This window comes from Candidatus Melainabacteria bacterium (genome assembly GCA_003963305.1).
In the GTDB taxonomy this organism is placed as follows: Bacteria; Cyanobacteriota; Vampirovibrionia; order Obscuribacterales; family Obscuribacteraceae; genus PALSA-1081.
Genome location: RXJR01000033.1, coordinates 35,760 through 48,276 on the forward strand (window position 1 = coordinate 35,760; position 12,517 = coordinate 48,276).

The 12,517-nt window shown below is 57.6% G+C and carries 10 protein-coding genes; 7 read left to right on the forward strand and 3 right to left on the reverse strand.

Annotated features, from left to right (window positions below; translation table 11 throughout):
• Positions 1-193 precede the first annotated feature (193 nt).
• The 6 genes from EKK48_29360 to EKK48_29385 all read left to right on the forward strand — a co-directional run bounded on the left by EKK48_29360 (position 194) and on the right by EKK48_29385 (position 8,925).
• Positions 194-2,818, forward strand: a complete 2,625-nt coding sequence (locus EKK48_29360) for a M1 family peptidase (protein ID RTL35274.1) — start codon at positions 194-196, stop codon at positions 2,816-2,818.
• Positions 2,819-2,949: 131 nt separating this feature from the next.
• Positions 2,950-3,237, forward strand: a complete 288-nt coding sequence (locus tag EKK48_29365; GenBank protein RTL35275.1) for a hypothetical protein — start codon at positions 2,950-2,952, stop codon at positions 3,235-3,237.
• A gap of 133 nt (positions 3,238-3,370) precedes the next feature.
• Positions 3,371-5,968: a M1 family peptidase gene (locus EKK48_29370; GenBank protein ID RTL35276.1), complete on the forward strand. Its 2,598-nt coding sequence runs from the start codon at positions 3,371-3,373 to the stop codon at positions 5,966-5,968.
• Positions 5,969-6,165: 197 nt separating this feature from the next.
• Positions 6,166-8,004, forward strand: a complete 1,839-nt coding sequence (locus EKK48_29375; GenBank protein RTL35277.1) for an FMN-binding glutamate synthase family protein — start codon at positions 6,166-6,168, stop codon at positions 8,002-8,004.
• A 78-nt stretch (positions 8,005-8,082) separates the two neighbouring features.
• Complete coding sequence (locus EKK48_29380; protein ID RTL35278.1) at positions 8,083-8,379, forward strand: hypothetical protein; 297 nt, start codon at positions 8,083-8,085, stop codon at positions 8,377-8,379.
• Between the two features lie 36 nt (positions 8,380-8,415).
• Positions 8,416-8,925 carry a hypothetical protein gene (locus EKK48_29385; protein ID RTL35279.1) on the forward strand — a complete coding sequence of 170 codons (510 nt, stop codon included), beginning with the start codon at positions 8,416-8,418 and terminating at the stop codon, positions 8,923-8,925.
• A gap of 167 nt (positions 8,926-9,092) precedes the next feature.
• On the opposite strand, the gene EKK48_29390 is transcribed toward EKK48_29385, so the two are convergent.
• Positions 9,093-9,503, reverse strand: coding sequence for a hypothetical protein (locus EKK48_29390; GenBank protein RTL35280.1), 411 nt, complete (start codon positions 9,501-9,503; stop codon positions 9,093-9,095).
• A gap of 590 nt (positions 9,504-10,093) precedes the next feature.
• On the opposite strand from EKK48_29390, the gene EKK48_29395 reads away from it, so the two are divergent.
• Positions 10,094-10,345: a hypothetical protein gene (locus EKK48_29395; GenBank protein RTL35281.1), complete on the forward strand. Its 252-nt coding sequence runs from the start codon at positions 10,094-10,096 to the stop codon at positions 10,343-10,345.
• A 248-nt stretch (positions 10,346-10,593) separates the two neighbouring features.
• Here the strand turns inward: EKK48_29395 and EKK48_29400 are convergent, their stop codons facing one another.
• Both EKK48_29400 and EKK48_29405 read right to left on the reverse strand, forming a co-directional pair.
• On the reverse strand, positions 10,594-11,163 hold the full coding sequence (locus tag EKK48_29400; GenBank protein RTL35282.1) for a hypothetical protein: 570 nt from the start codon (positions 11,161-11,163) through the stop codon (positions 10,594-10,596).
• Between the two features lie 176 nt (positions 11,164-11,339).
• Complete coding sequence (locus tag EKK48_29405) at positions 11,340-12,314, reverse strand: universal stress protein (GenBank protein RTL35283.1); 975 nt, start codon at positions 12,312-12,314, stop codon at positions 11,340-11,342.
• Positions 12,315-12,517: the final 203 nt, after the last annotated feature.

A 12,517-nucleotide genomic window follows, 5' to 3' on the forward strand; every position in this document is an offset into this window, starting at 1 on the left:
ACCTGTCGGTGCCCCTCTCGTTTTTTCGGCGGATGCCACCGCAAGTGGTATCGCCGTCACTTCCACCGCCGTACCCGACAATCAGGCTGAAATGCTTGTCCGTCAGGCTCGGCCAACACATCGCCGAAGGCGCTGCTGCAAGGCAACGCTTTCGGTATTATGTTTCGATACCGAAAGGTAAGGAGTCTATACCATGTGTAAGTTTCACAACACCGAAAACGGCATCGGCGCGCACGTCGCTCTCGACAGCTTCCGGCTGCCGAAGACCGTCGTTCCGACCGACTATGTGATCAAGCTTTTCCCGAACCCCACGGGCAAGAGCGGTCGTTTCCGCGGTGAGGAGACGATCGCCGTTACCGTCAAGGAAGCGACCGACGTCGTTTCCCTGAACGTCTGCGACATCAGCATCCAGAAGGTCCGCATCACGCGCGGTGGCAAGTCCATCGTCGGCAAGGTGTCGATCAACAAGGAGACCGAGGTCGCCACCATCACCTTCCCGCGGCAGATCGCGGCAGGCGACTGGAAGCTGCACCTGAGCTTCACCGGGTCGCACAACCAGGGTCTGCGCGGCTTCTACAAGTCGACCTGGGAGGACGAGGCGGGCAAGACCCACACCATCGTCACCACTCAGCACGAGGCGACGGAAGCTCGCAAGACCTTCCCCTGCTTCGATGAGCCCAACTTCAAGGCCACCTTCAAGGTCAGCCTGGTCGTCGACAAGCATCTGGTGGCGCTCTCCAACGGGCGTCGTCTCAAGGAGACCCCGGTCTCGCGCCGGCGCAAGCTGGTCGAGTTCGCCCGCACTCCCAAGATGTCGACCTACCTCACCTGCTTCATCGTCGGTGAGTTCGAGAGCTCCGAGCCCGCTTTCGTGAACGGCAAGGAGATCCGCATCTGGTGCGTGCCGGGCAAGAAGCACATGACCTCGTGGGCGCTCAAGTGCGCTGTGCGTGGCATCGAGTGGTTCGAGGAATACTTCGGTGTTCCCTACTTCGGCGGCGACAAGATCGACCACGTGGCGATTCCCGACTTCGAAGCCGGCGCCATGGAGAACACGGGCTGCGTCACCTACCGCGAGGAGGCGCTGCTCTGCGACGAGGCCACGGCTGCCCACGACGAACTCGAGGGCATCGCCGTGACGGTGCTGCACGAGACGTCGCACTTCTGGTTCGGTGACCTGGTCACCATGGACTGGTGGAACGGGCTGTGGCTGAACGAGTCGTTCGCCACGTTCATGGAGAACCTCTGCCTGGCCATGTGGAAGCCCGAGTGGAAGATCTGGGACGGGTTCGGTGGCACGCGCGCTGCGGCTCTCCGCATCGACGGGCTGAAGAGCACGCACCCGATCGAGATGCCGGTCAACCACCCGGACGAGGTCGACGAGCTGTTCGACGCCATCTCCTACAACAAGGGTGGCTCGGTGCTGGACATGATTCACCAGTACATCGGCTTCGAGACCTTCCGCGAGGGCATCCGCATCTACCTGAAGCGCCACGGCCTGAGCAACACCCAGACGGGCGACCTCTGGGATGCGCTCGAGGAGGCCTGCCGCCTCAGTGGCTCGAACGTGCCCGTGCGTCGCATCATGGACGCCTGGGTGTTCACGCCGGGTCACCCGGTGGTGTCGGTGGAGCGCGGCGAGAAGCCGGGCACCATCAAGGTGACGCAGCAGCAGTTCCAGTTCCTGAACGAGGAGCCGTCCACTGCGCTGTGGCCCATCCCGCTCATCATCAAGACCAGGACGGCGAGCGGCGACATCGTCAAGCAGACGGTGCTGTTCGACACCGCCGACGCCACCATCGACGTGGGCGAGGGGTTCCAGTGGGTCAAGCTCAACGCCGGTGGTTCGGGTGTGCACCGCGTGCGCTACTCGAGCGAGCTGGCGCTGGCGCTCACTGCCAACGTGCAGGAGAACCTCTCGGTGATCGAGCGGTTCAACCTCGTCAACGACGCCTGGGCCGGTGTTCGCGCCGGTCTGAGCACGAGCATCGACTTCCTCGAACTCGTGCCTCGCTTCGCGGGTGAGACCGACCCGACGGTGTTCGGCATCATCCTCGGCGGTCTCGGTGCCATGCACCGGTTGCTGCCCGAGGAGAAGCGCCAGCCCCTGAAGGACATCATCCGTGCCTTCGCGCGCCCGACGTTCGACCAGCTCGGTTGGACGCCTGTGGCGGGTGAGTCGGTGCAGACGACCCAGCTGCGCGCTTCGCTCTTCTCGACGCTCGGCACCACCTGTGAAGACCCCGAGGTGCGCGCGCGTGCCGAGGAGCTCTTCGCGGCGTGGCAGAAGGACCGGGCTTCGGTCGATCCGAACCTGGTTTCGGTCTTCGTCGGCATCCTCGCTTACTTCGGTGACCAGGCGCGTTACGAGGAGTTCAAGCAGCTCTTCAAGACCGCACGCACGCCGAGTGACAGCAACACCTTCCTCTTCTCGCTGTACGGCTTCCGTTCGCTCGAGCTGCTGAAGCTGACGCTGGACTTCAGCTTCAGCGACGAAGTGAGCGTGCAGAACTCGCCGTACCTGTTCGCCGGCCTGCTCGGCAACAAGTACTCCCAGGAGTTCGCCTGGAACTACCTGCGCGACAACTGGGAGAAGGTGAAGAGCGCCTTCCCGACCAACATGGTGCCGGCCATTGCTCGCGCCTGCGGGTCGCTCGATACGCCTGACCGGGCAGCCGAAGTGCGTCAGTTCTTCAGCACGCACGAGGTCAAGGCCGGCGCCATGGCAGTGGCTCAGATGCTCGAGCAGCTGTCCATCGCCGTGCGTCTGCGCGAGAACGAGACCAACCGTCTCCTCGACTACCTGGCGAAGCGCTAGCAAGAGCCAGGACGGCTCGCAACCGACCGCGATATGGCAGGAGGGGTAGGTCAACCTATCCCTCCTGTCTGTCGTGCTTACCCGTGTCCTCAAGACACACACCTGCAACCAAGGAGGCTCAAGTACTCCCTATGCTCAAGAAATTCCGCGACAACGCTCTCTTCAGACTCTGGGACAGGATTCCCTACATCCGTCGCAGCGGCAACGCCAGCCTCGGCGACCTGGCCAAGGCGCTCTCGATCACGCTCCTGCTCATCTTCATCGCCAACGCGCCCACCTACATCGCGCATCCGGCCTATCTGCTCCTCTCGCTGGCGGTGATCGTGCCTCTGGTCGGGCTGATTCTGATCGCCCATCCGTTCCTCAGCCACCGCGCCACTCTGGCCGAATCGTTCGGCTTCAAGAAGCGGCGCCGCTAGCACCACAAGCGGTGTCATAACGGCAGTCGAGTTTTCATCCGGGAGGGACTGCTTAGAGCGGCCCCTCTCATTGCGCTTGCACCACTTCTGGTGACAGCGTTTTCGATCTGATTTCGTGCGGAGACACTCTGATATGACGAAAACAACAACATGTGCACATTGCGCGCTCAAGTACGGTAAAACGGAACAGCGCAGCAAGTATCGCCTGCCCCGCAACGTCGTGCCGATTCGGTACGACCTGACCATCACAGCCGACCCCGGTTCACCTGGTTTTTCGGGCAACGTCGCCATCGACGTGGATGTGCTCGAAGCCAGCCGCGTCGTCACTCTCAACGCCAAAGAGCTGAGCGTGAGCTCTGCTCTGGCACGCCATGCCAACGGCACGACGCTGCTTGGCACAGTCTCGCTGTGCGCCGAAACCGAAATGGCGCACATCACCTTCGACGGTATGCTCGGCGCCTCGCAGTGGACAATCGAACTGTCCTTCGTTGGCAAGCACGGCACCGCCAGTGCCGGCTTCTTCAGCGCCGTCTGGAAAGATGGCGAAGTCGAGAAGACCGTGTTGTGCACGCAGTTCGAATCTGCCGATGCACGCGCTGCATTCCCCTGCTTCGACGAACCGGACTTGAAGGCCACCTTCAAAGTGCGCCTGGACGTGCCTGCCGGCATGACTGCGCTCTCCAACGGCGACATCGTCTCCGTCACCGCATCTGGTGAGGGGCGCAAGCTGGTTGAGTTCGAAGAGACGCGCAAGATGAGCACCTATGTCGTCTGCTTCACGGTGGGCGAATTCGTCGGCATGGAGCCGTTCTACGTCAACGGCAAGCGCCTGCAGGTGTGGTGCGTTCCCGGCAAGGAGAACCAGACTGCATACGCCGCCAAGGTGGCTGCATTCGGGCTGCGCTTCTTCGAGAAGTACTTCGACATTCCCTACCCCTTCGGCAACAAGATCGACCTCATCGCCATGCCTGGCTTCGCCTGGGGCGGCATGGAGAATGTCGGGCTGATCATCTTCCAGGAAAATGCCCTCCTGGCCAGACCCGAGGCTGAAGCCTGGGCACGCAGTCAGGCCGTGATCATCTTTCACGAACTGGCGCACCAGTGGTTCGGAAACCTGGTGACAATGCGCTGGTGGAACGGCTTGTGGCTGAACGAAAGTTTCGCCACCTTCATGAGCTACGTCGCCGCCGACGCCTGGGAGCCGCTCTGGCAGACCTGGGACTACTTCAGTGAGAGCCGCGACAAGGCCTATCAGGTCGACTCGCTGAGGCGCTCGCATCCGATCGAAGAGACGGTCCTCAAACCCGGCGATGCTACATTCCTGGTTGACCCGATCTCCTACGAGAAGGGCTGCTCCGTCATGTACCAGACGGAACAGTTCATCGGGCCGACTGTCTTCCGGGACGGCATCAGACTCTATCTCAAGGAGCACGAGTTCGGTAACACCGAATCTGGTGACTTGTGGGAGAGCCTGGAGGAAGCCTGCCTCGTCAACAACGTGGCATTGCCGATTCGCGAAATCATGAAGGCGTGGGTCTTCCAGGTCGGTCACCCGGAGGTGATCGTCAGCGAAAGCGCAGACGGCTTCATCAATCTGCGCCAGCGCCGCTTCCTCTTCCTCAAACAGGGACGAGGCACACGCAAACTCTGGCCCGTGCCTGTCACCATGCAGGTGAAGAACGCCGACGGCTCGGTGACAAGCAGCAAGTTCATCTTCTCTCAGCGCAACCAGCGCATCGAGGTGGGCAAGGGCTATCAGTGGGTGAAGCTGAACGCGGGTGGCACCGGTTTCTACCGGGTTCGCTACACGCCGACTCTGCTCGCCAGACTGACCGAAAACCTGCTCGATCTGAGCGACATCGAGCAGATCAACTTGCTCAATGACGCTCGCGCTTTTGTCACCGCCTGTTTGCTCACGCCTTCCGACTACATGCATCTGCTCTTCCGGTTCGCTCAAGTAAACGACGCGGGCAGCTGGGTGGAGATCGGAAAAGGCATGGCGCTTCTGACCAGGCTGGTTTCAGAAGCACAGTGGCCGCAACTGCGCAGCACCGTCGCCGAATGGCTCAGGCAGACCGGCGAAAAGCTCGGTTGGAAGCCCGACAGCGACGAGGTCTTGCCTTTCGTGCAGGGCTGGAAGCCCTATCACCTCAACTTGAATCCGTTCGTGCAGCGCTTGAGCCGCAAGCTTCAGAAAGACTGGCGCTCTGACAAGCTCTCGGTGCGCGCTGAACAAGCGGCTCAGGCAGCCATGGTGCTTCACTTCGGCGGTGCTCGCATGTCCAAGACATTCCGAGACCTGCAGAAAGACGCACGCCACCAGACCGCTCTGCAGATTCAGCGCTACCTCGTCGAACTGGCTCGCCGCAACTCCACCCCGGAGAAGCCCGTCGACATCTACGAAATTCTCGCTGATGTGCTGCTCGAACGCACCGCCTCCAGCGAAACGCTGGTGACGCGCCTGGTCGGTGAGTGGCCGCAGTTGATCGCCAGCGCACCCAAGATCAGCCTCATGTACAGGGTGCGTTTCGGTCTCGACAAAGTCGATGAGTCTGCGCAAGAAGCGCGTCTGCTCGAGCTCTTCAGGCAGCATCCGCATGCCGGTGCACGGGCGGAATACATGCGCGCCATGGAACGTGTGCGCGCCAACGTGATCATGCAAGAGACTCAGTCGCATGCTCTCGATGCTTACCTCGCCGGGCAGAGCCAGCGCAAAACTGCGGCTGCCTGACCGGTCGCCTGCCGCACCACACGCGGTGCGGGCTATCAGCAAGACCCGGGTGCTCAACTGTGCTCGGGTCTTGAATCTTGCTTGAGATAACCAGTGCAGCTTGCTGCCTGACTATCTTCGGATAATTCTCAAAGCCGTCTCCTGGCCGGCACCACTTCTTCAACGAGGTGGTGTTTGCCTGGAAAGGAGTCACTACCATGTTCAAAATCTATCTAGCCGCGGCCGCCATCACGGCGTTTGTCGGGGCTGTCATCGCTCGCATCTTCTCAGTGGAAGTGGCGGTGCTGTTCATTGGCCTGCCCTGTCTGCTGACTGTGCTTTACGATCTTTTCCAGCGCAAGCACTCGCTCGGACGCGCATTCCCTGCGCTCTGGCGAGGACGGCTGATAGCGGAAGAGATGCGTCCCGAGTTCCAGCAGTACTTCATCGAGACCAACACCTCGGGTAAGCCTGCTTCCCGCAACGACCGCTCCTGGTCTTACGCTTCCTCCAAGGGTGAGCCGACCGACATCAGCTTCGGCACCGAAAAGGAATATCACCAGCCCGGTCAAATTCACATTCGTCACAAGGGCATGCCTCTGCCCGACCGCGTCAAGATCGACCTCAAGCCAATCGTCCTGGGACCGACCCGCAGGCAGCCCGCCTACCTGCACGGTCGCTTCGGTGTGAGCGACATGAGCTTCGGCTCGATCTTCGAGCGCGCCAAGCAAGCCATCACATCTGGTGCGGCAGAAGCCGGCGCCGTGGTCTGCCTGGGAGAAGGTGGTCCGACGCCGTACGACTTCAGCGGCGTCTACGTTCAGCATGGGCTGAAGGACCTGTGGAGCTGGCGCGTGCGCCACTACCTCTTCGGCTGGGCGAACAAGAATTGGCGCCAAGAGCCCAAGGCCGTTTCACGCTACATCGGCGGCGCTCAGCTCATTCCTGAGATCGGCACGGGCAAGTTCGGTTTCAAGAACGCCGACGGCAGCTTCGACTGGGAGCGCTACAAGGCGTTCATGGCCGACCCCAGCTGCGTGGCCAGCAAGTTCAAGCTCCATCAGGGCGCCAAGCCCGGTGGCGGTGGACACCTGCCCGGCTACAAGGTGAACAAGCTGATCAGCAACATTCGTCGCATTCCAGAGGGCAGGGATTGCATCTCGCCCAACTGCTTCGACGAGTGGGACAGCGTGCCCGGCATGATGGAGTTCATCACGCGTGCCCAGGAAGAAACCGGCAAGCCCGTCGGCATCAAGATCGCCATCGGCGACGACTCCTTCATCGAAGAGATCGCCCAGTGGATGAGCGACAACCCCGGCATGGGTCCCGATTTCATCCATCTCGACGGCGGCGAAGGCGGCACAGGTTCCGCACCGCTCATGCTGGCTGACTACGTCGGCATGTCGATTCTGCATGCGATTCCGCTTGTGGACAACGTGCTGCGCAAGCACGGCGTTCGCAACCGGGTTGTGCTGATGTCGTCGGGCAAGGTCTTCAACCCGGCCCAGCTGTTCATTCAGCTGGCGCTTGGCTCGGACTACGTGCTCGGCGCTCGTGGCGTGATGTTCTCGCTTGGCTGCATCCAGGCGAAGAAGTGCGGCACCAACCAGTGCCCGAGCGGCGTCGCCACCAACCACTGGTGGCTCAAGCGCGCTCTCGTGCCGGTCGAGAAGTACACCCGCACCGGCAACTACATCAAGGCCATGAACCGCTACCTCGTGACACTACTGAGAGTGGCGGGCAAGACCGACACTTACTACCTGACGCGCAACGACATCATGCAGGTGACGACGTCAGGTGAGGTGCCGATGGATCAGATCGTGCCGTACCCGGCCGGATGCGATGGTCTCCGCCTCGCTCCAGTCGCCGAGAGCTACGGTCTGACGGCACCTGACGGAGCTCCCGGACCGCGCCCGATGAGCGATGCCATTCGCGCGCTGTTCGGCGAATTCTTCGATGAGCACGGGCGGCTGATCAACGGTGGCGAGGGCATGTTCGACGTCAAAGAACAGGCTCCTGCCGCGCAGCTGGTGCAGCTTTCCGTGCGCAAGAAGTAGCAGCGTTTTTTCAGGTCGGTCGATCACGTGGTCGGCCGACCTCGCACCACTTTTGGTGCACAGTCAGGAGAACTCCAAATGCATCTCATCGTTCCGGCAATCTGCGTTGCACTCCTGTTGCTGTGGTTCTTCGTGGACCCGGTCATCTACAGGGGCCCTGCTTCGGTGATCGCCAACAACATGAAGCATTACAGCACGACGCACAAGACCGTCATGGTCCTGCGTCACAACGCCCCCGACACCAAAAGCGACATCCTCGTCGCCACGGTGACCAACGCCAAGGCGCGCGAAATCGCTGCCTCGGCAATCTCGACGCGCCAGGTTACGGTGCGTCAGCGACTCTTCGGAAAGCCTCGGGTGACCAGTATCTCCTGAGGTAGTCCGAATCAACCTCATTCAGAGAACAACACTATGGACAATCTCGTATTTCTCATTCCCGTTGTCTTCGCCTTCGTCATCTACAAGGCGAACACCTGGAACTCCAACCCTTCCTTGTTCGCTGCCCAGAAGCGCGAACGTGCCCGTGCCGCCTCGTTCACCGATGTGCTGACGCGCTACTTCGACGCCCTCGACACGGACAAGACGGGTCTGCTCACCCAGCATCATCTGCTCGCGGTGGACGGACTCGACTGCAACGAAGCCGACAAGGCTTTGCTGCGTGCTGCTCTCTGTCACACCGGTGCCGTGGTTTTCGTGGCTGAAAACCCGTGGTTCCTGGCTCCGCTCGCCGAGTACGAATTCACCCCGATTGGGCATGTGACCGGCCGGCGCAAGGAAACGAGCGTCGCCATCACCGGTCATCCGTACGGTGGTGTCGCCGTGCCCTTCGACGTCTGGGTCGACGACTACGCCATCAGCCGCGCCGACCTGGCCACCTACGTGGACCGCGTCAACGCACGCCAGACGCTGCCCAGCTTCTGAGCACTGTCTGTCGATTGACTGAGTAATGTGCAGCAGGAGCGTGAGCTAACAAGCCATGTTCCTGCTGTTGCATTACCGGACTAACTGGAAAAAGCGAGACTACGTCAGGTTCTGACCATCTTGCTTTTTCCTTTGATCATATCTACGAGCAGAAGTAGTAGAATTTTTCAAGGCTCCACTTCTCGCAAAGCTCCTAGAACTGCCTCAATACGCGCCTGCTGATCCTTTCTGTCGACCGCTCTTATTGCTTCCTCACTAACATCTTTTATGCGAGGCAGAAGTTCCTTCTCAACAATCTCAACCGCACTATCCGAACCATAACGAACTACCAGAAAGCTTCGAAATTCTGTTTCACAGTCTCGCGGATCCGCAGAACCCAACAGCAAAACGATTGAATCATCCAGGTTCAAGATGCCGCTGATAATCTTTAGAAGCCTGTCACCACTCGGCGCATGGTTTAACACAACATATGAACTATTCCGACACTTGTATTTGTCTACAATCAAAAAACGCGTTCCAGATGAAACGATGCCGCCACCTGCGATTTCTGCAATATCCAGACAGACTGTTATGTCCATCGGGTCCTCCGAGCATCACGAATACAGTGTTACAAGAGACATTCTACCCGGACATTCCCGAGCCCTCCGGACAAGACCCACCAGGCGCATCAAATGCCGACTATCTCGGTCGAGCAATAGATATAGACGGCCTTGATACCAGATCCAATAATTTAGTAATAGAGAAAACAACCTTAATTCAGAGTACAGTTTGACTAGCAATTTCGCTGAATCACTGATTCAACGCACAGTATCAGACACCTGAGAAAAATTCTCTGATGAGAAAAACTAGCGCACCATAAGGCCGATGCAAAATCGAAGCGAATCCGTGGTAACTACAAAGCTTGGAGAGCTATTTTAATCAACAAGAGGCAATACTTTCTGCATTGCTGAGCCTAGTTTGCTAGAAAAAAGGCATCACAATTCAATCCATTTGGCAAGCCACCAAACCTCGCTGTAAAAGCTATTCCGCTATCGCAAAAGTTTTCGCCACAGTTAATGACTGTGCGTTACACACCGTTCAACGAATGGGAGGAACTCAACCCCGTTATCGACCGTTTCGTAGCGCCAACATCCGCCAGTTTCGCGACCTTACATCATGGAGCGATAGTATGTTGAAGATCACCCCCACCGAACATCCGCGAGTCGTCAGGGTCAGCACTGAGTGCGCGAGCTATCTTTGCTATATCGGCGTCTTCGGCTCGACTGACGACGAAACCCTTATTGCCGATGCCACTGCGCCGCGCGTCTCTTCTCGCCGACTCGAGAATAAGCGCCGTCGCCGCCTGGGACAAGAAGCCGCTGAGCAGGGTTTCCTCGATTATCTGCGCCAGCGTGGCGAATTGACCTTCGGCGACGTCTGATCGAAACTGGCGCAAAAACCACGGGGCTGGTTGCTTAAGCAGCCAGCCTTGGTACCGACGCTATTCACGGGCAAGTCGTATTGAAAAAAATTTGATGATTTTTGCACCATATACGGTGTCTTCCTAATTCGCAGCTTATCAGTTTTCCAACGTATCTGTTCTAAAGCCAAAAAGCCGCGTGTTAAACACGTCCCTGGTTCTCCCAAAATTGAAATGAATAAACATATTTGCCGAAGCACACATCTAAACTAGATGAGCATACCCAAAATCTCGGCTATGTGACAGTGTGCTTCGTGTGCTTTCTTGGCGGCTGCACTCATCTCCGCTGCCTCTGCATGACCTAGACAAGCTTCCGTATCCCTGATGGCCTTCTCCAACAACTCTTGCAGCGCGGCGGGACACTCTCTATTTGAAAGGCACTCATCAAGCAACGAACACCGCACTTCGCACAATATTTTTAAAGTTCGATCGAGTCTTCTTTTGGTGGCATGGTCTTCTCCCGAAAAAATATTCCGCATAGCCGACAACAATTCCCTCGCGGCTACCGAAATATTTACGCCTTCTCTATAAAACTCATTGACCAGATACGTGCTGCCATTCGCAGCCTTGCTGCATTCCACTACACCAGCATCTACTGGTTTACTGATCAATGCATGATCGGACGACTGGCTTTCTGCCAATTTTTCCAGTGGCGGTTCTGCGCTGAAAATATTGAGTTTAGAGAGATCCGATGCAGGACTGATCAAAGGCGGGCCCTGATTCAAACCTTTCCCTCGATAAATTCCCCTGGTGGACGAGGTCAAAAAATAGTCTGACATGAAACCTCCCAAACATTCACAAAGCAGCTGAGCGGAATATTTGGAGTCTACGTCCACAACGTTTAATCAACGTTTACTTGGTATCACGGTCGAGCCATTGTCACAACGGGTCTTGAGACCCGATCAATCAGTGACACGTGAGTAACGATATTTCGGGGTCAAGGTTAACTGGCAAATTACGCAGAGTCACTGATTAACGGACATGAAATAACTGAATCATCAAATAAGCTCGTCTCGTCCGCTAACACAATCTTCACGCAGCAGCGCGAAAAACAGGCTACCCGCTTCGCCACAGAGCCTGTTGATGCATCAACTTGCTTTTGCTGGCTGTGCGCACCGATCACAATGAGATCAGCTGAAAAGTCTTCTGCCAGTTCGAGAATAAGATCGGCCGCATACCCGTAAAGGACCTGACCGACTACGGGATTTCCAGGCAATATCAACCTCAACCGCTCTACGTGCCAATCGAGTTCGTCTTGCCGGGCAGCCATAGCCGCATTCTTCAACTGCGTGGCTTTTCTTTGATGGAACATTTGCAGGCAGCCAATTTTATCATCGTCGACTTCATCAAGAACGCTTACAATGGCAAACTCCTGATGGGCAGACCATGTGCTGTGAGCAACCCAATCAATCGCGGCGCGCGAATTATCGGAACCGTCAAAACAAATGAGAATGCGACGCTGATCCTGCCAGGATTTTCCGGTCCGATTGAAAACTCTTATAATCTCCAGCGAGCAAGGAATCTTTTCAATAACTTGCGATGTAACGCTGCCGAAAGCGTACAGCTGTACATTACGACGCCCATGAGACCCCATGACAATCAGCTGCGCACCCCAGCTGATTGCTGTATCGATAATTTCTTCAGCTGGATGTCCATAACCGACTGCAAAAGTTACTGTCACCTCAGGCAATGCTCTACGCAGTTCAGCGCATCTGGTGAGCAGCTTGAAAATCGCTTCTCGTTCCTGCTCCTCTTCAAGGAAGCGCAACTTCTGCGTACTGGCGGCAGAGAGAAGCATACCGAGCTTGTCGTAATCGGGGACCACTGAGTAAAGAAGGAATTTCGTATCAGCAGGCCATTGCCTGGCAGCGATAGAAGCAACTGCCGCATCTGAATAGCTCGAATCGTCAATTGCTACCAACACGTTCATCAATAACGTTCCCTGGCTATCGAGAGGTCTCAATCTTCCGGACTAATACAATCCTGTTCTCAGTATTCGAATTGATATTATCCTTCAGTCGCAACTGGCTGTTGTGAAATCAGCTTGGCACACCTGGCGCCCTGCGGAATCGACCACGAGGATAATCGCAAGTACCGATGAAGGTTATCACCCATCAAGGTGATCCCAGTAAA

What these genes read in the sequence shown, in the direction of transcription:
- EKK48_29380 (RTL35278.1), top strand. Translation starts at nt 8,083, where the DNA reads ATGCATCTCATCGTTCCGGCAATCTGCGTTGCACTCCTGTTGCTGTGG.
- EKK48_29385 (RTL35279.1), top strand. Translation starts at nt 8,416, where the DNA reads ATGGACAATCTCGTATTTCTCATTCCCGTTGTCTTCGCCTTCGTCATC.
- EKK48_29405 (RTL35283.1), bottom strand. Translation starts at nt 12,314, where the DNA reads ATGAACGTGTTGGTAGCAATTGACGATTCGAGCTATTCAGATGCGGCA.
- EKK48_29370 (RTL35276.1), top strand. Translation starts at nt 3,371, where the DNA reads ATGACGAAAACAACAACATGTGCACATTGCGCGCTCAAGTACGGTAAA.
- EKK48_29390 (RTL35280.1), bottom strand. Translation starts at nt 9,503, where the DNA reads ATGGACATAACAGTCTGTCTGGATATTGCAGAAATCGCAGGTGGCGGC.
- EKK48_29375 (RTL35277.1), top strand. Translation starts at nt 6,166, where the DNA reads ATGTTCAAAATCTATCTAGCCGCGGCCGCCATCACGGCGTTTGTCGGG.
- EKK48_29365 (RTL35275.1), top strand. Translation starts at nt 2,950, where the DNA reads ATGCTCAAGAAATTCCGCGACAACGCTCTCTTCAGACTCTGGGACAGG.
- EKK48_29360 (RTL35274.1), top strand. Translation starts at nt 194, where the DNA reads ATGTGTAAGTTTCACAACACCGAAAACGGCATCGGCGCGCACGTCGCT.
- EKK48_29400 (RTL35282.1), bottom strand. Translation starts at nt 11,163, where the DNA reads ATGTCAGACTATTTTTTGACCTCGTCCACCAGGGGAATTTATCGAGGG.
- EKK48_29395 (RTL35281.1), top strand. Translation starts at nt 10,094, where the DNA reads ATGTTGAAGATCACCCCCACCGAACATCCGCGAGTCGTCAGGGTCAGC.